This is a genomic window from Paraburkholderia sp. PAMB 6770 (assembly GCF_057748135.1).
The window spans coordinates 2,816,619-2,837,020 of sequence record NZ_CM173238.1; the positions used below are offsets into that span (position 1 = coordinate 2,816,619).

Sequence of the window (20,402 nt, forward strand, 5' to 3'; positions counted from 1 at the left end):
CCCGCACGATCGTGCAACGCCCGCGATGAAGCGATTCTTGGTGAAGTCCCCTCTCGGCACAACCGCCACAAAACTCAAAGAAGTTGCCGATCGTCCTCGCGTACGCCGACCGACCGGCCGGGCCGATTCCACCGTTGCGCATCCGGAGCGGGCACAAAAAAACCCACGGGCATTCAGCCAGTGGGCTTGTGATCCAGACAGGCAAACCGCGCGATGTGTCAGCGGCGCAGCCGCTCACGCGGCATCGCAGGCGCCGGCGCGCGCCATGTCGTACGGATGGCGGACGTGGCGCGCGTACTGCCGCGGCGCCATGCCGGACCAGTGACGAAACGCGCGAATAAAAGCCTTTTCCGACGCGTAGCCGACACTCTCCGCGATGTCGATCAATCGTCGCTCGCTGTGCCTGAGCGCATCGCTCGCGAGATACATGCGGTACGACGTGAGATGGCCGATCGGCGTTTCGTTGACGAGTTCGACAAAGCGGGCGCTGAAGCGCGAACGCGACATGCCGGCCGCCGCTGCGAGCGCATCGACGGTCCAGTCGCGCTCGGGGTGGCGGTGCAGCGACGCAATCGCCTTGCCGATGTGCGGATCCATCAAGCCGCGCAGCCAGCCGGTATGGCTGACCGCGGACCCCAGATGCGCGCGCAACAGTTGCACGAACAGCACGTCGGCCAGCCGCGCCGCCGCGACCGCCCAGCCTGGCCGGCACGACATAGACTCGCTGATGAACGCCGTCAGCGTGTTGACGAGCCAGGGCTCCATGGCGGGATTGCTTGCCGGAACATGGATGAGCGTCGGCAAAACCGAGAACAGCGGACTACGGACTGCCTCGCGATAGACGACGATCCCGGTGTACAGTTCGCTCACCGACCCGCCGCCGCCCGCCGAGAGTCGCAATGGCGTATCGAAGCTCGGCCGGATTCCCTGGCTCTCCACCAGGTCGTCAAACGGCACAGGCTTGACGTCGGGCGATGACGCGAGCACGTGCTGGTGCCCGTGGGGCAGCAGCAGAAAATCGCCCGGCTCCACGCGCACGGGCGCCATCCCCTCGACAGTGATGTAGAACGGCCCGCCAAAACCGGTCCGGAATGCCGCTCCGTCGACCGCCGGCTTCAGAAAAGCCCATGGCGCGGCGAGCGAAAAATGCCCGGTCACGACCGCATCCGCGCGCAGATCCGCGAGGATGTCGCTCAACTGGTCCACCGCCATGGCTTTCTCCGTGTCGAGGCTAGAAGCGCTGCTGGATGCCCACCATCACGCCGAGCTGATTGACCCCGGCCGGCACCGTCCCCGCTGCCGCCACCGGATTCGCCGCAAGCGCGCTGTTGATCATGTACGCCACCGACGAATACAGTGTGGTCCGCTTCGAAAGAAAGTAATTCACGCGCCCTATCAGCATAGACGAATTCGATTGCGTACGAAGGATGTAGTGCAGCGCCTGCGCATCGAGCGACAGGACGGGGGTGACATCATAGCGGGCACCGAGGAAAAAGATATCGGACTGCGCGTGCGTCGCCGCCGATGTGTTGCGCCGGATCCAGCCGCCACCGATCCGGCCGTCGCCGAACTTCACGTAGCCGTCGACGATCGTGCGCTTGTCCTCGTCTGCAGGGCTGGTGAGCGGCGCGGCGGCGCCGGGGCCGCCATACATCACGTCATATGAGGCGGCCGCACCGCCCCACGCCGAGTCGTAGGCGACCAGCGCCGTGTACTGGCGGCACGCGACCGCGTCCCCGGGAATCTGGCCGGCGCAATTCGTTGCGGACGGTCCCGCCGGCCCCGCGGCATCGCGCCCGAAGCTATAGGTGCCGCCGAGCGTCACGCCGGCGAATGTGCCGAGATAGCCGACCGCGTTGTCGCTGCGCGCATTCGGCAGATAGGAGTCGAAACTCGCCATCGAATGCAGCGACGGGCCGATCACGTCCGCGTTGCCGAGCACGTACATCGTCATGTTCATCTGGCGGCCCAGCGTGAGCGTGCCGTAATTGCTGCTCACGCCGACGTTGGCCTGCCGCCCGAACAGACGGCCGCCATAGTTCAGTGCACCCGTGCCTGGCGCAAAGCCGTTCTCCAGCACGAAGAACGCCTTGTACCCGCCGCCGAGGTCCTCGGAACCGCGCAGGCCGAAACGCGACGGCATCTCGCCGGTCAGCGGGGACATGCCCGCGAACGAGCCCCCCGTCGCGGCATGGTTGTAGTACTCGACGCCCGTGTCGACGATCCCATACAGCGTCACGCTGCTTTGACCCCAGGCCAGCCCTGCCGTGCCGCACAGGACAACCGCTGCCAGATACTTTTTCATGAATATCCAAACCTTATATATAGTCATGCTTATTAAAATAATTTCCCGACCTCCGATTACTGCGCCATGCGCTGTCAGCCTCCTCTTAAACAATGAACCTGCGGCTGTGTGCCCCAGTTCGACATGCATGCGGTCGCGAGCCCCGGACGACGGGCCGGCCGGCGCCTGCCGCATGCCGTGTCTCCGGAAGAAGCGCGTGGCGCGGGGTTGCCGCTTATGCCGAATCCGATGGGTGCATTCTTTGCGTGGACAAAATGCCCGGCAATGACAGGGAAACTCGAATAAGTTGCAGATCGTCCCGGATTGCGTCATTCAGGAATCGGAGCCCGAAAAATCGGCGTATTCCCTGAATGCCCGCCGGAGTGGGAATGATTCGATGAATGTGCTAGCGCGAGACGAGCCGCCGCGAAAGTTCGGCGGCGGCATCGCACACCCTGTCGATCAATCCGCGATCGGGGGGCGACGCGTGAGGCCCGAAGCCGGGACGCGTCGTCGCGACCACCGTCCAGCCACCACCGGTGTCGTTGCGCACCGGCGCCGCGACAAAGCGGAGACCCGACTCTATCGTCTGCGCGGACACGCGCGTGCCGACGGTCACGCTTGCAACGCTTGTTGTTTGAGCAAAGCCCGGCGCTTCGGCGACACAGACGAATTCGCCCCCGTCGCGGACCGCGATGCCTGCGCTCAGGCCGGTTGCGTCGCGCAGCGCGTCGATAACAGCCTGCCCGCGATTCACTACCTCGAGCGAACCGAGATAGTCGAAGCCGAGCCGCAGCGCGGCTACACCTGGCCGGTATGTTCGGCCACGGCCCACGCGCTCGATGAAGCGCAATGATTCGAGCGTGTGCAGCAGACGAAACACCGTCATTCGGGAAAGACCAAGACGCCGCGACAGTTCGGGCGCGCCGAGCACCGGCTCGCGCGGCGAAAATTCGGCGAGGAGACGCAGCCCGCGCTCCAGTCCCGGCACCCGGTTGTGTTCATGACTGCGCGCCTCCCCCTCGCCGGAAAGCGCGCGAGCCGGGTTCACCGCTTCCCGATTTTTCATATGGAGTACCTGGCATATTTCAGCGCGGGACTCCGCGCCCAGGACGGCAGCTTAGGCACCGATGCGATAGAAGTCACTCCCCGAGGCGCCGCCAAACGTTGCCGAAACGCCCGGATTCGCTCGCTTCGCGCTCCTCCGATATCCGCATCGCCCTCCATGAGCGCCTCGTCGCACGGGACGAGGCGCAACTTCTTTGAATTTTGCGGTGGTTGTGCGACGCAAGGGGCTCACGAAGAATGCGTCCGTTCACGGTGCAACGCCGCGCAGCACCGCGTTACCGGGTTCGGCGACCGGGATCGCTCGCTGCACGCGCGAATGCGAACCGGGTGCGGAGCGTGATCGGGTGTCAGGACACACCCCCGGCTGCGCTGACAGACAACACTCAGCCGGACAGGCTGCAGGACGAATCATCTCCTTTGAGGACACGATGGAACTTTCGAGCTTGATCGACGAAGACGGGACAGGCGACCGTGCAGCGGCGGCCCATCGGCATGACGAGGCGCAAATCTCGAGCCGCATCGAACGCCTGCCGCTGACGCGCTGGCATACGCGGGTGCTGGGCATCGTCGGGCTGGTCCACATGACGGACGCATTCGACGCGCTGACCATCGCGTTCGTGATGCCCGTGCTGATCAATCTGTGGCACCTGACGCCGGCGCAAGCGGGCCTGATGGTCGCCGGCGGCTACGCAGGACAGACGCTCGGCGCATTGGTGTTCAGCGCGGCTGCCGAGCGCTTCGGGCGGCTGCGCGTGTTGCGCTGGCTGCTGGTGATCCTCGCGCTGGGCAGCCTCGCGTCGGCCTGCGCACCCAGCTACGGCGTATTCATTGCGCTGCGTTTGCTGCAAGGCATTGGCCTGGGCGGCGAATCGCCGGTATCGGCCACGTACATGAACGAGGTGTGTCCGGCAAGAATACGCGGGCGGCTGATCTTTATCCTGCAATCGACGTTCGCGGTCGGCAACCTCGTCGCCGCCGTCGCCGCGGTGTGGCTGATCCCCACCTACGGGTGGCAGGCGATGTTCCTTCTCGGCGGCCTGCCGATCCTGCTCGCCGCCATTCTGCCCTACACCGCCCCCGAGTCGCCGCGCTGGCTCGCGATCAACGGCCGCGTCGACGAAGCGAAGACGATCGTCGAACGGATGGAACGCGCCGTGCCGCACGCGCGGCGCGTAACGTTGCGCGCGCAACCGGTTACCGTTACCGTTACGCCCGCGTATGAGAAACAAGGACGCTTCAGTGCGCTCTTCGCGCGCGGCTTCGTGAAGCGCACTGTGGTGGTATGGTCGATGGCCTGCTGCGCAAGCCTGCTGACCTACGGCATCCTGGTCTGGCTCCCGTCGCTGTATCGGACGGTCTACCATCTGCCGCTGCAGGTTGCGCTGCGCTATGGGACGATCAGCATGGTCGCCACGCTGGCGGGCACGATCGTCGGGATTTTTCTGGTTGACGGGCTGGGTCGCAAAAGGACGTTTGTGCTCGCCTTTCTTGGCGCGGCGCTGCCGATGGTCGACCTCGCATGGCAAGGATTGTCCGCATCCGCCGGGGACGTGTTGGTGTGCGCATCGATCAGCGTTGCGATGATTGCGATCGTGCAATGCGGAATCTACGTCTACGCACCCGAGGTCTATCCGACGCGCATTCGCGCGAGCGGCGCGGGCGCCGCGTCGGCCATCACGAGGATAGCGTCGGTCGTCGGGCCGCTGATCATCGGCCAGTTGCTGACTCACCTGAACGTGCAGGCGGTATTCGGCTACTTCGCAACGGTATCGCTGCTCGGCGCATTCGCGATTGCGGCATTCGCGATGGAGACCCGCGGACGCACGCTCGACGAGATCGCTGCGTGATCAACGAATCGTCAACGGCCTTGTTCAGGCAAGCGAAAATGACACCCCTGCCCGTTTGAGCATGTGCTGACTGCGCGCCGGCAGATTTGCAAACTTCAGGTGCTTGCCTGCTTTCTGATAGCGGTCTTTCAGCGTTTCAAACGCAGCGATTGCCGAGTGATCGGCTACATGCAAATGCCGGCAGTCCGCGACGACCTCCCCGGGATCGCTTTGTGGCTTGAAGAGATCCTGAAAATTCCCCGTCGATGCAAAGAACAGGGTGCCGTGTAGCACATAGGTCGACGAACCATCCGCGCCTTCCTCGACCTCTGCCCGCATCTCGCGGGCGTGCTGCCAGGCAAAATTCAAAGCCGCAATAACGATGCCGGACAAAACCGCAATTGCGAGGTCGGTGAATACGGTAATCACCGTCACCATCACAATGACCAGAGCGTCGTTACGGGGGATTTTCCCAAGAATCCGAAAAGATCCCCACGCGAAGGTCTGCTGCGCAACGACCAACATTACGCCGACAAGGGCCGCTAAAGGAATGTGCTCGATAAGCGGCGACAGAAAAAGTATGAACAGCAGAATCATGATTCCGCTTGTCGCTCCGGATATTCGGCTCCGCCCGCCCGAACTCAGATTAATCATGGTTTGACCGATCATCGCGCACCCCCCCATCCCGCCGAACAGCCCGGAAATCACATTTGAGGCGCCGAGCGCAATGCACTCACGATTCGGCCGACCGATGGTTTCGGTCATCTCATCAGTGAGATTGAGGGTCAGCAGGGTCTCCAGCAAGCCGACTATCGCCATCAGCAATGCGTACGGAAAGACAATCCTGAGCGTCTGCGCATCGAACGGAATGACCGGTATGTGAAGGCTCGGAAAGGACCCCGCGATGTGAGCCATGTCTCCGAGTGTGCGCGTGGGCAAATGCAGGAACTGGCTGACCAGTCCGACGCTGACGATGGCAACGAGTGCAGGCGGAGCGGCCCGCGTGATGCGCGGAAGCAGATAGACGATGAGCATCGTCGCGGCGACGAGTCCGCACATGATGATCATGGACGTCCCATGAAGCCAGACTTCGCCGTGGGGCGTGGCCTCCTTGAAATGCTCCAGTTGCGCCATAGCGATAATGATAGCGAGGCCGTTAACAAACCCGATCATCACCGGATGCGGCACCATCCGAATGAGCTTTCCAAGACGCATGAACCCAAAAAGCATCATGAGCGCACCGCCCATGACGACCGTGGCCAAAAGGTACTGGACACCGTGCTGCACAACAAGTGCGACGATAACCACTGCCATCGAGCCCGCGGCGCCAGAGATCATCCCCGGCCTCCCACCAAAGATAGCGGTCAGCGCACAAATAATGAACGCGCCGTACAGACCCATCAGCGGGTTGACCCGCGCGACGAGTGCGAAGGCGATGCACTCGGGAACCAGCGCAAAAGAGGAGGTGATACCGGCAAGGATATTACCGGGAACATTCGAGAGCCACTGCTCTCGGGGCGTTTGAATCTTCATTGAAGTCGGTTCCACAGTCGGAATGCGCGCCAGACTTTCGTCCAGACGTGACAATACTGGGTTCGTTGCCGGTGAGACCACGGCTCGACATATGCCGCAACGGGAAGCGAATCCCTCGGGAGGCGCCGCGCCGATGCGAGATTCGATACGAAACGTGCCGCTCCAATGGAACGAACGCACCCCTACTTGAGAACCCCCACATGGGACGCCGTAGTGAACGGTCAGGAGGTTCTCGCCAAGGTACATAGGTATGTACCGCGTGAGGCAAGTGGGGCAAAGTCCAAGCGGGCACCAGATTAAATCAGCGCACAGTTTACCTGAAGATGCGCGGACGCGTTTGGGCACCAGAAATGTCGCGTCGTCGGCTGCAAACGATTTGGGAGAATGGCGACGGCGGCATTCTCACGGCCTATTGAGGATTCAACTGGCTACGGCATTCCGCGAATCTGCGGATGATACCGGCACAAATGCGTGCAGCCCAAGAGCGGTCATCCGGTTGCATCCGACTGATGCGGCCCGGAAATACAGATGCCGACGTTTCATACCACGAGGACCGGACAAGGTCACGTCCTCCCAGGCCGTCGGGGCTGCGCCGCAAGAAACCGCGCACCTGCGGACGCGATTGCCTGTTATAAACTATCGCGCTTTATGCAACGCGCAACCAGAAACGCGGTTGCGCCCTACCCCATTCCCTTTATGAACGATGTGTCGGCACATCGCAACGCGCCCATGCGATCGATGGATCAGGCAAGCCAATGGGCCATTCTCGGCGCGCTCAGATTTTTTCTGGCTCTGACGGTCGTCCTGGGTCATTTCGTCCGGTTCATCGCACCCGACACGCACTCGCTGTTCGACAGCACGGACGTCAGTTCGCGAAGCGCAGTGTGGGGCTTCTTCGTATTGTCGGGCTTCAGCATTGCCGCCAGCCTCCAACGGGATGCCAGCGGATATTTTGGGCGACGCGTCCTGAGAATCTATCCGCTGTACCTTGCCGCCATTGCCTGCGGACTGCTGTTGTATGCATTCGGCATCGTGCCGAAGGTGTTCCACTTCCCGCTGGGCGGCGAGTTCCTTGCCCCGACGGCCGGCACGGTCATCGGCTCGCTCCTCATGCTTCAAACCGCAGTCGGCGTCATCAAGATCATCTGGCCATCCTGGTCGCTCAGCATCGAGTGGTGGCATTACATGGTCGCGCCCATGCTGCGCAAGCTCCCCGGAACGCTGCTGATGGCCCTCGCCGCGTGCTCGTGGGTCCTCTACATCCGGTTCACCGCGGGCCCGGTATCGCCCGCCATCGATTCCATCCAGTTTGGGTGGCGCGCGTTCGCTTCGTCGTGGTTCTGGCTGAGCGGCTTCATCTTTTTCCGCATGAGAGCGGAAAAGGCCCGCATTGCACTACTGGTGGTCCCGGCGGTGGTCGCGATCGTGGCACAACGCTTCATCGGACTACCGTACCTTTTCACGCTGCTCGTTCTGCTCGTCAGCTCGGAGGTGAGACTCGGGCACCGGTGGGTCGTTCTGTTCGAGTGGCTCGGAGACGTGTCTTACCCGCTCTATCTCTTCCACGGCATGGTGCTGATCACCGCCGTTTCGATCGGGCAGGCTGGCGAGCTTCGCGTCCTCGTGGCCGCATTCTGCGTCTCCGTGCTGATGATGTACGCGATCGACCTGCCTTGCCGCAAACTCTTCCGCAAGCCACTCAAGGTGGTCCGGGTGACGTGACGTGACGTGACGTGACGTGACGTGACGTGACGTGACGTGACGTGATGCGATGCGATGCGATGCGATGCGATGCGATGCGACGCGACGCGCCGCGCGCCCGTGCATCGGACGGCCTGGCGACCCGGGCCGCCGCGCACACGTCGCGCCGGCCCGAACGCGCCGCATGCACATCACTTGCGCGCCACCACCATCACCTGAAACGTCCCCGGCACGACCTTCGCCGCATGCGGATCGTCCGCGCTGCCCGGGGCGGCGGGCGCAAACTGCGACGACACCAGGTACACGCGATGATGCTTCGCATCGAGCGACATCGTCCGTGCGCCGTCCAGCGTCGCCACGTTCTGCGCGACGTGGTAGTGGTCGGCGTCGTCCTCGTGCACGATGGTCAGCGTGCCGTTCGCGCCGTTCGAGCTGAACACGAGCCCGAGCGCCGGATCGAAAGCCGCGGAATCAGGGCGGCCGCCGATCGGCAACGTCGTGACGACGTGTCCCGACTGCGCGTCCACCACCATCATGTGCTGGTTCCGGCACACGGAGAACAGGCGCTCGTGCGCGGCGTCGATGGCCAGTCCCGTCGGCGAGGCGCAGTCGGGCAACGGCCAGTGCGCGAGTACCGTGCCCGCTTTGCCGTCCATTTCCACAATCTCGCCGCGATCCTCGATGTTCACGAACACGTGTCCGTGGCCGTCTGCGGCGAGCGCCTCCGGCTTGCCGCCCACCGGCATCGTCGCGACGATCTTGCGGGTCGCGACGTCGATCGCGCTCACGCTGCGGTCATGTCCGTTGCTGACGAACACACGTCTGAGCGCCGGCACATACAGGATGCCGTCCGGGTCCGGGCCCGCAGCCTTGATCGTGTCGAGCACCTTCAGCGTATCGAGATTCACCACGGCAATCGTGTTGGCCCGCCCGTTCGTCACGAAGCCAAGCTTGCGCTTCTGCACGAACGCAAAGCCGTGCACACCGTCGGTGTGCGCGATCTCGCCGACGAGCTTGCCGCTATTCGCGTCGATCACCTGCACGTGCGTGTCGCGGCTGATGAAGAGGCGCTTGCGCACCGGGTCGTACGCAACGTAGTCCCAGCGCTGCGCGCCCGGCAGCGTGTAGTGATGCGCCACTTCAAACGGCGCAGCCGTGGCGCTCGATGCGTGCGCAACGTTCAGCGTGGCGGCGAAGGCGGCGAGCAGCGCCGCGTGCAGTACGGATTTCAGTTTCATTCCAGTTCAGTTCCCGTCTCGGTATGCAGGGTAAATGCGCACAATCCCGTCCGTGCGCAGGTGCGGTTCAGCGAGTCATTCGTCGCTCGTATCCAGATCGAACGTGACCCACAGTTGTTCGTACAACGTCTTGCCGGCGAGCGTCGCGTCGGGCTTCGGATAATGCGCATCGCGCACCGCCGCGAGCGCCGCGCGGTCGAGCATGCCGATGCCGCTCGACACCACCACGCGCGCGCCGGACACCGTGCCGTCGCGATACGCGAACGCGACACGCGCGCGTCCCGACATCCCGGCCATGCGCGCCGATTCCGGGTAGCGCAGCGCCGCCTGGATCGCCGCGCGCATCGCGCCTTCGAAGCTCGGTGACGCCTTCGCCGCAGCCGGCGCCGCAGCCGGCGCCGCGGCCGGCGGCGGCGGCACCGGCCGTGCAGGCGGAGCCGGATCGGTCGGCGCGACCGCCGGCAAAGCGGGGGGCGGCGGCACGACGGGCTTCGGCACCGGCAATGGCACCGGCTTCGGCGGCGTTGCATGCACGACGTGATGCACGGGCGTGACGGCCTTGCGCACCGGCTGCTGCACGGGCTTAGGCACGGGCTTAGGCGCAGGCGGCGTGACGACCGGCTGCGGCGGCGCGACGAGCGTCAGCAGCACGGGCGACGGCGCAGGAGGCGGCGGCGTGTGCTCGTGCATCAGCCACGCGAGCGCGCCGGCCAGCAGCCCGCCCTCGACCGCCAGCGCCAGCACGGCAGCCGGTATCAGCGCCGGCCGCGGGCGCGGCTCACGCAAAGCAGGGGCGGTCGCCATATCAGTTCGCCGCCGGTTGAGCCGCCAGTGCGATCTGCGACACGCCCGCGGCGCGGCACGCGTCCATCACCGCGACCAGCTTTTGCAGTTGCGCCTGTTTCGCGCCCGCAATCGTCACCGCCACGTGGGCCGCATCCGCGCGGGCGGCAAGCATCGCGGTGAGCTGCGCCGGCGTGAGCGTGCGGCCGTCGACGGACAGGCTGCCGTCCGCCGCGAGCGACACCGTCACCCGGGCAGGCGGCAACGTCTGGGTCGTCGCGCTCGACGGCAGTTGCGTGCGCAACCCCGCGTTCGGAATCATGTGCAGCGTGATCATGATGAAGAACACCAGCAGAAAAAACATGATGTCGATCATCGGAATGATCTCGATGCGCGCCTTGCGCGCTTCGAAGTACTTCATCGTCACGCTCCCTGCGACGAAAGCTTGCCGAGCACCGCGCGCGGCGCCTCGCGCACCGTACGCGCGGTCTCGTGCGCGGCGCCGGTGAGCCGGTTCACGAGCGCGGCCTTGACGGTCTCAAGCTGATGCACGACACCGCGCACGCGGTTGTGCAGTCCGTTGAAGAACACCAGACCGATCATCGCGACGAACAGCCCCGACGCGGTCGCGATCAGCGCCTCGGCCACGCCGCCCGTCACCTGGGTCGGCGCGTTGCCCGGATTCGACAGCACCTGGAACGCGTTGAACATTCCGACGATCGTACCGAACAGCCCGAGCAGCGGCGCCAGCGTAACGATCGTGTCGAGCACCCACAGGAAGCGGTCGATCCGCGGCGCTTCGCGCATGATCGCTTCTTCGAGGCATGCATCGAGTTCCTCGCGCGACGCGTGGCCGGCGAGCCGGCCCGCGGTCGCGAACAGGCTTGCGCACGGCAACGCGTCGAAGCGCTCCGCGCACGACGCGAGCGCGCTCGCGTTGACCTGATCGAGCTGGTCGATCTGTTCGAGCGCCGCGCGGCTCGTTGCCGCCGCGCGGTGCAGGAACGCCACGCGCTCGATGATGATCGTCAGCGCGACGAACAGCATTGCCGCGATCACATACAGCACGCCGCCGGACTGGTTCGCCAGATGGATCAGGGAAGTGACAGACATGAGAGAAGCTCCGTTCAGAAGTCAGTGGACAGCGTGCCGATGAACGCGCGGCCCGGGATGGTCCAGTAGAGCGGCGTGTTGTCAGCGGCGGTATAGCCCGCCAGCGCGTCGATGCTGGTGCGGTTGAAGAGGTTGTCGATCTGGAAGCCGAGGTGCGTGTCGTGCGTCCACGGCGTCAGGTTTTTGAACGTATAGCCGAGCGCGACGTTCGTCACCGTGAAACCGCCGATCGGCTGCGTGTCGCCGGTATCGCCGAACTGGCGGCCGACGAACTTGGTGATCAGCGAACCGTTGAGCGCGCCGCGGTCGTAGAGCAGGCCGGCGACGGCAGTCTGCCGCGGCGCGTTCGGCATCCAGTCGCCGGTGCTCTTCTGCTTCGCCGAGTTGAACGTCAGGTTGCCGTACAGGCTGAAGCCGTCGCCCAGCACGAGCGTGCCTTCCGTTTCGACGCCCTTGTAGACCGCGCCGCCGGCGTTCGCGAAGATCGTGTTGTTGCCCACCGTGCGGCTCGTGACCGCATTGAGGAAGTCGATGTAATAGACGTCCGCCGAGACCGTGACGCGGTCGGTCTTGTAGGTCGTGCCAAGCTGGTAGTTATTGGTCTGCTCCGGAGCGGGCTGTCCCGAGATCGTCGGGCTTTGCACGTAGAACACGTTCAGGTTCGGTGCGAGGAAGCCCTGCGCGAACTGCAGATACGCGCTCCACGCCGGCGTGATCTCGTCATGCAACGTGAGCGAAGGCAGCACCTTCGTCCACGTGTGGCTGTAATCGAGCGGCACGCCGGAGCCCTGGTCCATTGGTGTATCGATGCCGCGATTGAACGACACGTACTTCAATCCCGGCGTCAGCGTGAGCCCGTACGGCAGCTTCCATGCGTACTGGACGTACGGCTCGAACGTGAGCAGGGTGTCCTGCATCGTGAAGTTCTGCGACAGGAACGCGAAGTTCAGCGAGTCGTCGACATTGAAGTTGTCGCGGAAGTTCGACTGGTGCGTGATCCACGCGCCGAGCTGCAGCGTGCCGGGACCCAGCTTGCGCTCGGCGGTCAGCACGTCGCCGAACGCGCGATAGTTGTTGTTCATTTCCTGGCCCGGCACGTCGTTCGCGCCGAGGCTCGTGCCGTTCGGCGTTTCGCCGTTCGGATCGAGCCCGTTGAAGCCGTTGTGATAGTAGCCGTAGGTGTACAGCTTGTTGTCGATCATCCACTGCGCGACCTTCGTCTTCACGTCGATGTATTCGAAGTCGGTGTTGATGAGGTCGAGGTTGTAGCCGTAGTACGCCTGGCTTGCCGGATCGCTGTTCAGGCCGAAATTGGGCCCGTACTGGGCGATCTGCGCGGCTGTCGCGCCGAGCGGCACGTTCTGGTGAATCTTGTTGTACGTCGCGAAGAATGTGACCAGCGTGTTGTCGCCAAGCGGCTTCTCGAGCTTGAAATACACGTTCTGGCGCTGCTGCCCGGCATCGGTCAGGTAGCCGTCGCTGCCCGACTGCGTGTAGCCGACCGTCGCGCGCGCATCACCCCACTGCTGCAGGTCGCCGGTATTGAGTTCGACGCCGCCGAGCCACGTGTCGAAGCTGCCATACGAGCCGAGCACCGAAAACGACGGCGTCAGCGACGGATCTTTCGAATCGATGCCGATCGTGCCGCCGAACGTCGCGAAGCCGATCTGCGACGCGTCGCCTGGTCCGCGATCGATGTTGATGTTGCCGATCACCTGGTTCGAGAAGAACGATGTCGAGTGATGAGTGAAGTCATTCGAATCGCCGAACGGAATGCCGTCGAACGTCACGTTGTACTGACCGTCCTGAAAGCCGCGGATCGACAGGCTTTGCGACTCCATCAGACCGGCGCCGTTCGGATCGATGTTCGACACGCTCGGTGCGATCTGCACGATGTCGCTGTAGTTCGATGTCGGCGCCGTGCTGTTCTGGATGTAGCGGCGGCTGATCACCGACTTCGGCTCGGTCGCGCTCAGCGTGCCCTGCGAAGGCGCCTGCGCGGCCGCGGTCGCCTTCTTCCTGGTTGCCGTGGCGTTGCTGTCGGCCGGCGAGGCGGCCGTGCTCTGCACCGTGCCGAGATCACCCGAGGTCGGGGTCTGTGCGTGAGCGAGCGGCGCGCCGGCGGCACACAGCGTCGCCAGAACGAACTGCGTAAGCGGCTTTTTTCTGAACGTGGTACGTACCCGTTGCATGATCCCTGCGTCCTTGTAGGAATATCGTGGAGAAGCAATGTGTCAGACAGGACGCGATGGTATCGACGGCGCATTAACGCGCAGTGATGGGTAACTTACGAAGTTAAAGTCCCCTGCCCCCAATAACGGGCACGCTTAAGTTTGTAAGTTCGCGGACACCGGTCGTTCATCCGCGCACGCCAGAATCGCCCGCTTCGGCGACACGCAGGCGCTCGCCGTCATCCCGGTACGCCGCGCATGACGCGGCCCGCCGCTCCGTCATTCCTACCCGCAGACATCATGAAACGTCTTCCCTCGCTGTGGCTTCTCGTCGCCCTCCTGTTCTCCGCCTGTACGACGGCCCCGGTCGCGCAGGCACCGCACACGGCCTGGCTGAACCCGGCCGACGTCCCGCTGCGCGTGCTGCTTGCGCCGCCGCCCCTCGACGGCTCCGCGCGGCAGCGGGCCGATCTCGCCGTCGTGCTCGACGCGCAGCGCGCCCGCACGCCGGCCGAGGCCGAGCGCGCCCGCGCCGATTCCGTGAAGTCGGTGTTCCGCTTCGCCGACGTGCTGGGTCCGAACTTCAATGCGGCGAATCTGCCGAAGACCGCCGCGCTGTTCGCGGCCGCCGGTCGCGACGCCGAAGCGGTTGCGAAAAATGCAAAGCACTATTTCAGGCGCGCGCGGCCGTTCATTGCGAGCCGCGACGTGCATCCGTGCGTGCCGGTCAAACCTGGCGATGCCTACGATTCGTACCCGAGCGGTCACGCCACGTTCGGCTACATGAGCGCGATCCTGCTCGCGCAGATGGTGCCGGAAAAGCGTGCGGCGCTCTTCGCGCGCGGCCGCGAGTTCGGCGAAAACCGCATCATCGCGGGCGTTCACTACCCCGACGACGTCGAGGCCGGCCGCATCGACGGCACCGTGATCGCCGCGGCGCTGCTCGCCGATCCTGCATTCAGGCAGGCGTTTGCCGCCGCGAAGGCCGAAACGCGCGCGGCGCTCGCACTCGACTGACGCCCCGCCTGTCACGAAACCGCCACACGTGCGTGGCAGGCTAGCGCCCCGCGTCCGCCGCGTGGCCGACGCGGGGCAGTTCACGATCTCACGGAAACGCGTCGCCTTGGAAAGTCAAATATCGAGCGCCTGTCCCGCCGGGCGCAAGCCTCGCATTCTGGTCGTCGAGGACGACGAGCGCGTGCTGCTTGAAATCGCCGCTGCGCTCGAAGACTTCGGCTTTGCCACCGACAGCCTCGCCACCGGACACGCGGGCCTGCTGCGCGCGCTCGACGGCGACTACGACGCGGTCGTGCTCGACCGGATGTTGCCGGACGTCGACGGGTTGTCGATTCTCGCGACGCTGCGCAACGTCGGCCGGCAAACGCCAGTGCTGATCCTGAGCGCGCTGTCGGCCGTCGACGAGCGCGTGCGCGGGCTGCGCGCCGGCGGCGACGACTACCTGACCAAGCCGTTCGACAGCCTCGAACTGACCGCGCGCCTGAACGCGCTGCTGCGCCGCCGCTCGAACGCGGGGAGCCGGTCCGCGCTGACGGTCGGCGATCTCTCGCTCGACCCGCAGACACGCGACGTGCAGCGCGCGGGCACGCGCGTCGAGCTCAAGCCGCGCGAATATCAGCTGCTCGAATATCTGGTGCTGCACGCGGGCCAGCCGGTCACGCGCGCCATGCTGTTCGAAGCGGTATGGCAGTACCGGTTCAACGCGCAAACCAACGTGATCGACATGCACATCGGTCAGGTACGCCGCAAGATCAGCCTGAACGGCCGCCTGCCGGCAATGATCCATACGGTACGCAATGTCGGCTACATCCTCCATGGCGGCGAATAAGCGACGCTCGCGCCTGCATACGGGCAGCGTCGGCTGGCTGCTGGTGGTGTTCGCCACCTCCGCCATCGTGCTCTTCGCGATGCTCTACTGGGCCACGTACCACTACCTGATCCACGAGGTCGACGAGCGGTTGCGCGGCGAAGTGCAGGAGTTTCACGACATCAGCCGCGCGGATGCGATCGCGGACATCACCGCGCTGGCGCAACGCGACGTGGCAAGCAGCCGCCCGTATGGCGTGTTCGACGCGCACGGCAAGTGGCTCGCCGGCAACATCCGCATGCTGCCGGGCGCGCGCGTGCGCAAGCCGTTCTACTACACGCAGCCGGTACGCGACGGCCGGCGCATCGAGACGGCGCACTATCGCGGCATCATCGTGCCGACCGACAGCGGTCTTCGCATTGTCGTCGGCCACGCGCTCGACGAGATCCTGCTGTTCGACCACACGCTGCTGAAGATGCTCGCGATCGGCCTCGCCTCGACGATCCTGCTCGCGATCGCCTGCGGCAGCGCGCTCACCGTCGTATCGAACCGGCGGATCCGCGCGATCAACCTGACGGCACAGGAAATCATCGCGGGCCAGTTGAACCGGCGCCTGCCGACGCGCGGCACGCATCACGACCTCGACCGCCTCGCGGAAATCGTCAATGCGATGCTCGACGAGATCGAGCGGCTCGTCGCCGAGGTTCGCGGCGTCTGCGCGGGCATCGCACACGACCTGCGCACGCCGATGACCCATCTGCGCGCCGGCCTCGAACGCGCGCGACGCCGCGCAACCGGCCCGCACGACTACGCGCAGGCGCTCGACACCGCAATCGCGCAGTCGGACGTCGTGCTCAACCGGTTCACCGCGCTGCTGCGCATCGCCGAAATCGAGGCCGACGGGCGCCGCGCCAGTTTCCGCGACGTCGCGCTCGGCACCGTGCTGCGCGACGTCGTCGAACTGTACGAGCCGGTCGCCGAAGCGCGCGGACTGACGATGCACGTGTGCGCGCCGGAGCCGGTCGAGGTGCGCGGCGACGTGGATCTGCTGTTCGGCGCGATCGAAAACCTGCTGGACAACGCGCTGAAATTCACCCCGCGCTGCGGCGCGATCACGCTCACGGCAACGCTCGACGAAGGCGAGCCTGTGCTGAGCGTCGCGGACACCGGGCCGGGCATCGACCCTGGCGAACGCGAGGCGGTGCTGCGGCCGTTCTATCGCGGCGCAAAACAGCATGCGGAAGCCGTGAGCGGACACGGCATCGGCTTGAGCCTCGTCGCCGCGACCGCCCGGGTGCACGACGCGCACCTCGCCATCCTCGACAACCAGCCCGGCTGCCGGATCGCGCTGCGCTTCAAGCGCGCGGCGACCCGCCGCACGGGTTGTGCCGCTGCGGCCGGATAGGCCCGCGGGCCGCACCGTGCCGCGCGATCGTCCTGCAAGCGCCGGCCGACGCGCCGCGGGAAGGCAGGCTGCGCATCCGCCCAAAGCGGCACGCCTCGTCAGACATCGGGTCATTTAATTTCGTATTCCTGATTACCTGACGAACAGCTTTCATTGCACACGCACCCATCCGCACGTCTTCGACCGGTGCGATAATGCGCGGCACCGTCACTGCCGCCGCGACCTCGTCCGATGACCCGCTCCTGCCGCCCGCTCGTCACCTCGCTACACCTCCTGCTGGGCGGCCTGCTGCTGCACGCCGGCATCGCGCTCGCGCATCCGCATGTGTGGGTGAAGTATTCGGTGCACATCGAGACGAACGGCACGTCGATCGTTGCGCTCGACGAGCGCTGGCGCTTTACGGAAGGCTTTCCGGTTCAGCTGGTCGGCGTCGATCAGTTGCCGGCCCACGGGCCGCTCGACGCCGCGCTGACCCAGCGCTTCCACGATCAGGCATTCGTTTCGCTTGCGCACGCATCGTATTTCACGCACCTGTTCGTGAACGGCAGCCCGCAGGCTTTCGGCACGCCGACGCACTTTCAGGTGTCGGTCGAAGACGGCAAGATCACCTACGCGTTCCGCCTGCCGCTCGCCGCGCCGCTGGATGCGCACGGCAAGCAGGTCGAACTCGGCGTGTGGGATCCGTCGTTTTACGTCGATTACGAACAGGCGTCCACGGATGCAGTGTCGTTCACGGCGGCGACGCCCTCCGGCACGCCGGCCCGCTGCACGATCCGCCAGGTCGTCGACAGCGCGCATCCGATCTTCAACGGCTTCGTGCTGCCGCACGCGAGCGCGATCACATGCTAGCGCGTGCCCGCGAGCACGCACGCCACGTGCTCGTCCGATGCCGCGCCGCGCTGCGCCGAGGCCGGCCCCGGGGCGAGCCTCGCGGTCAGTCCCGGGGCCAGCCTCGCAGTCGGCCCCGTTTGTCATGGACGTTCGCCCTCGCACTGGGTCTCGCCTGCATCGGGGCGCACGCGCAAACGCTCGACGTGTTCGGACAACCGGTCGGCGCGTCATCCGCGTCATCCGCGTCATCTGCATCGCCGGTGGCGGCCGCCGCGCCCGCCGCGCCGCTCATGCACGTGCCCGCTCCGGTACGCGCATTCGTCGGTGCATGGCTGCGCGTGCAGGCCGGCTGGAACGCGCGCATCGAAGACTTTCTCGGACAGTGGTCGCACGGTGCGTCGCTCGCCGCGTGGGCAACGCTGCTGCTCGTGTCGTTCGGCTATGGCGCGCTGCACGCGCTCGGGCCCGGCCACGGCAAGCTCGTCGTGAGCACCTATCTCGGCTCGCGGCGCGCGCGCGTCGCCGACGCGCTGCTGCTAAGCGGCTGGACCGCGACCGTCCAGGCGCTCAGCGCGATCGTGCTGGTGCTCGGCGCCGCGTGGCTCACGCGCGCGGGTCTGATGAACGTGATCCCGCATGCCGCGTCGCTCGAAACCGCGAGCTACCTGCTGCTGTGTGTCGCGAGCACATGGGCGATCTGGTCGAACCGCACGCGCAACGGCTGCTGCGATACCCAGTGGGCGGTCAGCCTGCCGCGCGGCGACGACACGCAAAGCCATGACGAAGGACGGCTGCGCGCCCCGGCATCCGCTGCGGCCGCCAGCGCCGCATCGGGCAACCCGATCCGGGACGCCGGCGATACGCCGGAAGGCGAAGACGCGAGCGCCGGAGAAGGCGCGTATCTGCATACCCGCCTGCGCGCGCTGACGCTCGCGCGCGGCGGCACCCGCCGCACATCGTCGAGCCGCCGCCCTGACGCCCCCCCCGCCGCGGCGCGCGCGCGGCTCGGCCAGATCGGCACGCTCGGGCTCGCCGCCGGATTGCGGCCCTGCGTCGGGGCGATCTTCGCGCTGGTCACGTCGCTTGCGAGCCACGCGCCGCAAGCCGGCATTGCGGCCACGCTGGCGATGGCCGCGGGCGTCGCGACGACCGTCACGCTGATCGGCATCGGCAGCGTCGGCGCGAACCGCACGCTCGCGCGCGCCGCGCTGCGCCGGGGTCTGCGCACGCAACGCGCCGCGCGGATCGTCGCGCTCGCGGCGATCGTCGCGATCCTGCTGTTTTCCGCGTTGCAACTGGCGCTGCTGCTAAGCGGCATCAGCGCGGCGTCGCTCGCTTGAGCACGTCAGTACGCAGCCTGTGAGCACATAAATACGCATGCACGTGAGCGCGCAAGCACGTGAACGGCCAGGCGCCCGCGCGCCGGCACCGCCTCGCAGGCCGAGTCGGACGGCAAACCGGCGGCGCGGCGCCGCACGCTGCGTCACACGGCACGGCCGGACTTCGCTACCATAGCGCATCCGTCTCCAGGACAACGGCGCGCACGTGAGCGCGGATCGCTGCGCGCCCTGCGAATTTCATCATGGACTACCGAGTCAGTTACGAACACAGCCTGAAAAGCGCACCCGACGAGTTCATCGTCCACGTGCCGTCGCAACTCGTCGAAGGCGTGCCCGACAATGTGGCGCGCGCGCTGCTGCCCGAGTACATCGCCGACCTGATCCTGCAGCGCTCGCCGAGCATCGGCAAGATCCGTCATCTGCGGCTGCTGTAGACGGCACCCGCGCTAGCGGGGCGGCGCCGGTTTCGTCGAGTCGTGCGCGCCGAACACCGGCAGGCGCCAGCCGAAGTAGAGCGACGCGAGGCGCAGCGCGACGCAGGCAAGCGTCGCGAGCCAGGGCGTCCATGCTTTCGCCCAGCCGGCCTCGGTGAAGACGGTTTCGACCGCCGCGCCAAGGAGCGCCGCCGACGCGTAGATCTCCCGCTGCAGGATCGCGGGCAGACGGCCGAGCAGCACGTCGCGCATCACCCCGCCGCCCACCGCGCTGACCGTGCCGAGCAGGATCGCGAGTTCCGCGCTATGCGTATAGGCAAGCGATTTTTCCGCTCCCGACACCGCGAACAGGCCAAGCCCGATCGCGTCGAAGAACAGCACCGGATGGCGCAGGCGCCGCACTTTCGCATACGCGACGATCGTGAGCACGGTGGCCAGCAGCGACACCGCGAGATAGCGCCAGTTCGACAGCCCGGCCGGCGGAATCGCGCCAATGCAGACGTCGCGGAGAATGCCGCCGCCGCACGCGACGGTAAACGTCACGGAGGCAATCCCGAACAGGTCGAGCCGACGCTGCCGCGCGGCCACCGCGCCGCTCACCGCGAACGCGAAAGTCCCGACGAGGTCGAGCACCGCGTAAAGCAGATGCGCGTTCACCGGCGATCTCCCTGCGCGTCGGGGGGCGCGGCCTGCCCCGGCGCCTGTTCTGCTGTCCGTCTCGACATGACTTGTTCCTTTGCTTCAGGCGCGAGGCCAGCGAGAGTATAGCGAGACGGCCGCCGCTTTCAACCGGCCGGCGGCGACGCCGGGCCGCGCGTGGCGTAAAATACGCGCTTTACCGGAAAAATCT

The 20,402-nt window shown here is 65.8% G+C and carries 18 protein-coding genes; 8 read left to right on the forward strand and 10 right to left on the reverse strand.

Features of this window, described 5'->3' with window-relative positions:
* Positions 1–234: 234 nt before the first annotated feature.
* From AC3AP7_RS12715 to AC3AP7_RS12725, 3 genes are all read right to left on the reverse strand, one after another.
* Complete coding sequence (locus AC3AP7_RS12715) at positions 235–1,212, reverse strand: AraC family transcriptional regulator (RefSeq protein WP_475762487.1); 978 nt, start codon at positions 1,210–1,212, stop codon at positions 235–237.
* A gap of 19 nt (positions 1,213–1,231) precedes the next feature.
* Positions 1,232–2,305, reverse strand: a complete 1,074-nt coding sequence (locus AC3AP7_RS12720) for a porin (protein ID WP_475762485.1) — start codon at positions 2,303–2,305, stop codon at positions 1,232–1,234.
* 385 nt (positions 2,306–2,690) lie between these two features.
* Complete coding sequence (locus AC3AP7_RS12725; RefSeq protein WP_475762483.1) at positions 2,691–3,353, reverse strand: IclR family transcriptional regulator; 663 nt, start codon at positions 3,351–3,353, stop codon at positions 2,691–2,693.
* A 427-nt stretch (positions 3,354–3,780) separates the two neighbouring features.
* Between AC3AP7_RS12725 and AC3AP7_RS12730 the strand changes: the two genes are divergently transcribed.
* The gene (locus tag AC3AP7_RS12730) at positions 3,781–5,199 is read left to right on the forward strand and encodes an MFS transporter (RefSeq protein WP_475762481.1); all 1,419 of its coding nucleotides are present in this window, start codon (positions 3,781–3,783) and stop codon (positions 5,197–5,199) included.
* 24 nt (positions 5,200–5,223) lie between these two features.
* On the opposite strand, the gene AC3AP7_RS12735 is transcribed toward AC3AP7_RS12730, so the two are convergent.
* A complete protein-coding gene (locus AC3AP7_RS12735; RefSeq protein WP_475762479.1) occupies positions 5,224–6,711 on the reverse strand; it encodes a SulP family inorganic anion transporter in 1,488 nt (495 codons plus the stop codon).
* Positions 6,712–7,407: 696 nt separating this feature from the next.
* On the opposite strand from AC3AP7_RS12735, the gene AC3AP7_RS12740 reads away from it, so the two are divergent.
* Positions 7,408–8,433 (forward strand): acyltransferase family protein, encoded by a 1,026-nt coding sequence (locus AC3AP7_RS12740; RefSeq protein WP_475762477.1) that lies wholly within the window; start codon positions 7,408–7,410, stop codon positions 8,431–8,433.
* 170 nt (positions 8,434–8,603) lie between these two features.
* Here AC3AP7_RS12740 and AC3AP7_RS12745 read toward each other — a convergent pair whose 3' ends face one another.
* From AC3AP7_RS12745 to AC3AP7_RS12765, 5 genes are all read right to left on the reverse strand, one after another.
* Positions 8,604–9,650, reverse strand: a complete 1,047-nt coding sequence (locus AC3AP7_RS12745) for a YncE family protein (RefSeq protein WP_475762475.1) — start codon at positions 9,648–9,650, stop codon at positions 8,604–8,606.
* A gap of 75 nt (positions 9,651–9,725) precedes the next feature.
* Positions 9,726–10,454 carry an energy transducer TonB gene (locus AC3AP7_RS12750; protein WP_475762473.1) on the reverse strand — a complete coding sequence of 243 codons (729 nt, stop codon included), beginning with the start codon at positions 10,452–10,454 and terminating at the stop codon, positions 9,726–9,728.
* A 1-nt stretch (position 10,455) separates the two neighbouring features.
* Positions 10,456–10,854, reverse strand: coding sequence for an ExbD/TolR family protein (locus AC3AP7_RS12755; RefSeq protein ID WP_475762471.1), 399 nt, complete (start codon positions 10,852–10,854; stop codon positions 10,456–10,458).
* Between the two features lie 2 nt (positions 10,855–10,856).
* Positions 10,857–11,546 carry a MotA/TolQ/ExbB proton channel family protein gene (locus AC3AP7_RS12760; protein WP_475762469.1) on the reverse strand — a complete coding sequence of 230 codons (690 nt, stop codon included), beginning with the start codon at positions 11,544–11,546 and terminating at the stop codon, positions 10,857–10,859.
* Between the two features lie 14 nt (positions 11,547–11,560).
* The gene (locus tag AC3AP7_RS12765; protein WP_475762467.1) at positions 11,561–13,738 is read right to left on the reverse strand and encodes a TonB-dependent receptor; all 2,178 of its coding nucleotides are present in this window, start codon (positions 13,736–13,738) and stop codon (positions 11,561–11,563) included.
* Between the two features lie 279 nt (positions 13,739–14,017).
* Here AC3AP7_RS12765 and AC3AP7_RS12770 point away from each other — a divergent pair, with 279 nt between their 5' ends.
* From AC3AP7_RS12770 to AC3AP7_RS12795, 6 genes are all read left to right on the forward strand, one after another.
* A complete protein-coding gene (locus tag AC3AP7_RS12770) occupies positions 14,018–14,734 on the forward strand; it encodes an acid phosphatase (RefSeq protein WP_475762465.1) in 717 nt (238 codons plus the stop codon).
* Positions 14,735–14,840: 106 nt separating this feature from the next.
* Positions 14,841–15,563, forward strand: a complete 723-nt coding sequence (locus AC3AP7_RS12775) for a response regulator transcription factor (protein ID WP_475762463.1) — start codon at positions 14,841–14,843, stop codon at positions 15,561–15,563.
* A complete protein-coding gene (locus AC3AP7_RS12780; protein ID WP_475762462.1) occupies positions 15,550–16,947 on the forward strand; it encodes a sensor histidine kinase in 1,398 nt (465 codons plus the stop codon). Before AC3AP7_RS12775 ends, AC3AP7_RS12780 begins: the two co-directional genes overlap by 14 nt.
* Positions 16,948–17,178: 231 nt before the next feature.
* On the forward strand, positions 17,179–17,796 hold the full coding sequence (locus tag AC3AP7_RS12785; RefSeq protein WP_475762460.1) for a DUF1007 family protein: 618 nt from the start codon (positions 17,179–17,181) through the stop codon (positions 17,794–17,796).
* 119 nt (positions 17,797–17,915) lie between these two features.
* Positions 17,916–19,118 (forward strand): nickel/cobalt transporter, encoded by a 1,203-nt coding sequence (locus tag AC3AP7_RS12790; RefSeq protein ID WP_475762459.1) that lies wholly within the window; start codon positions 17,916–17,918, stop codon positions 19,116–19,118.
* Between the two features lie 242 nt (positions 19,119–19,360).
* Entirely contained in the window at positions 19,361–19,552 is a 192-nt protein-coding gene (locus AC3AP7_RS12795) for a hypothetical protein (RefSeq protein ID WP_475762457.1), read from the forward strand.
* Between the two features lie 12 nt (positions 19,553–19,564).
* On the opposite strand, the gene AC3AP7_RS12800 is transcribed toward AC3AP7_RS12795, so the two are convergent.
* Complete coding sequence (locus tag AC3AP7_RS12800) at positions 19,565–20,209, reverse strand: trimeric intracellular cation channel family protein (protein WP_475762455.1); 645 nt, start codon at positions 20,207–20,209, stop codon at positions 19,565–19,567.
* Positions 20,210–20,402 lie beyond the last annotated feature (193 nt).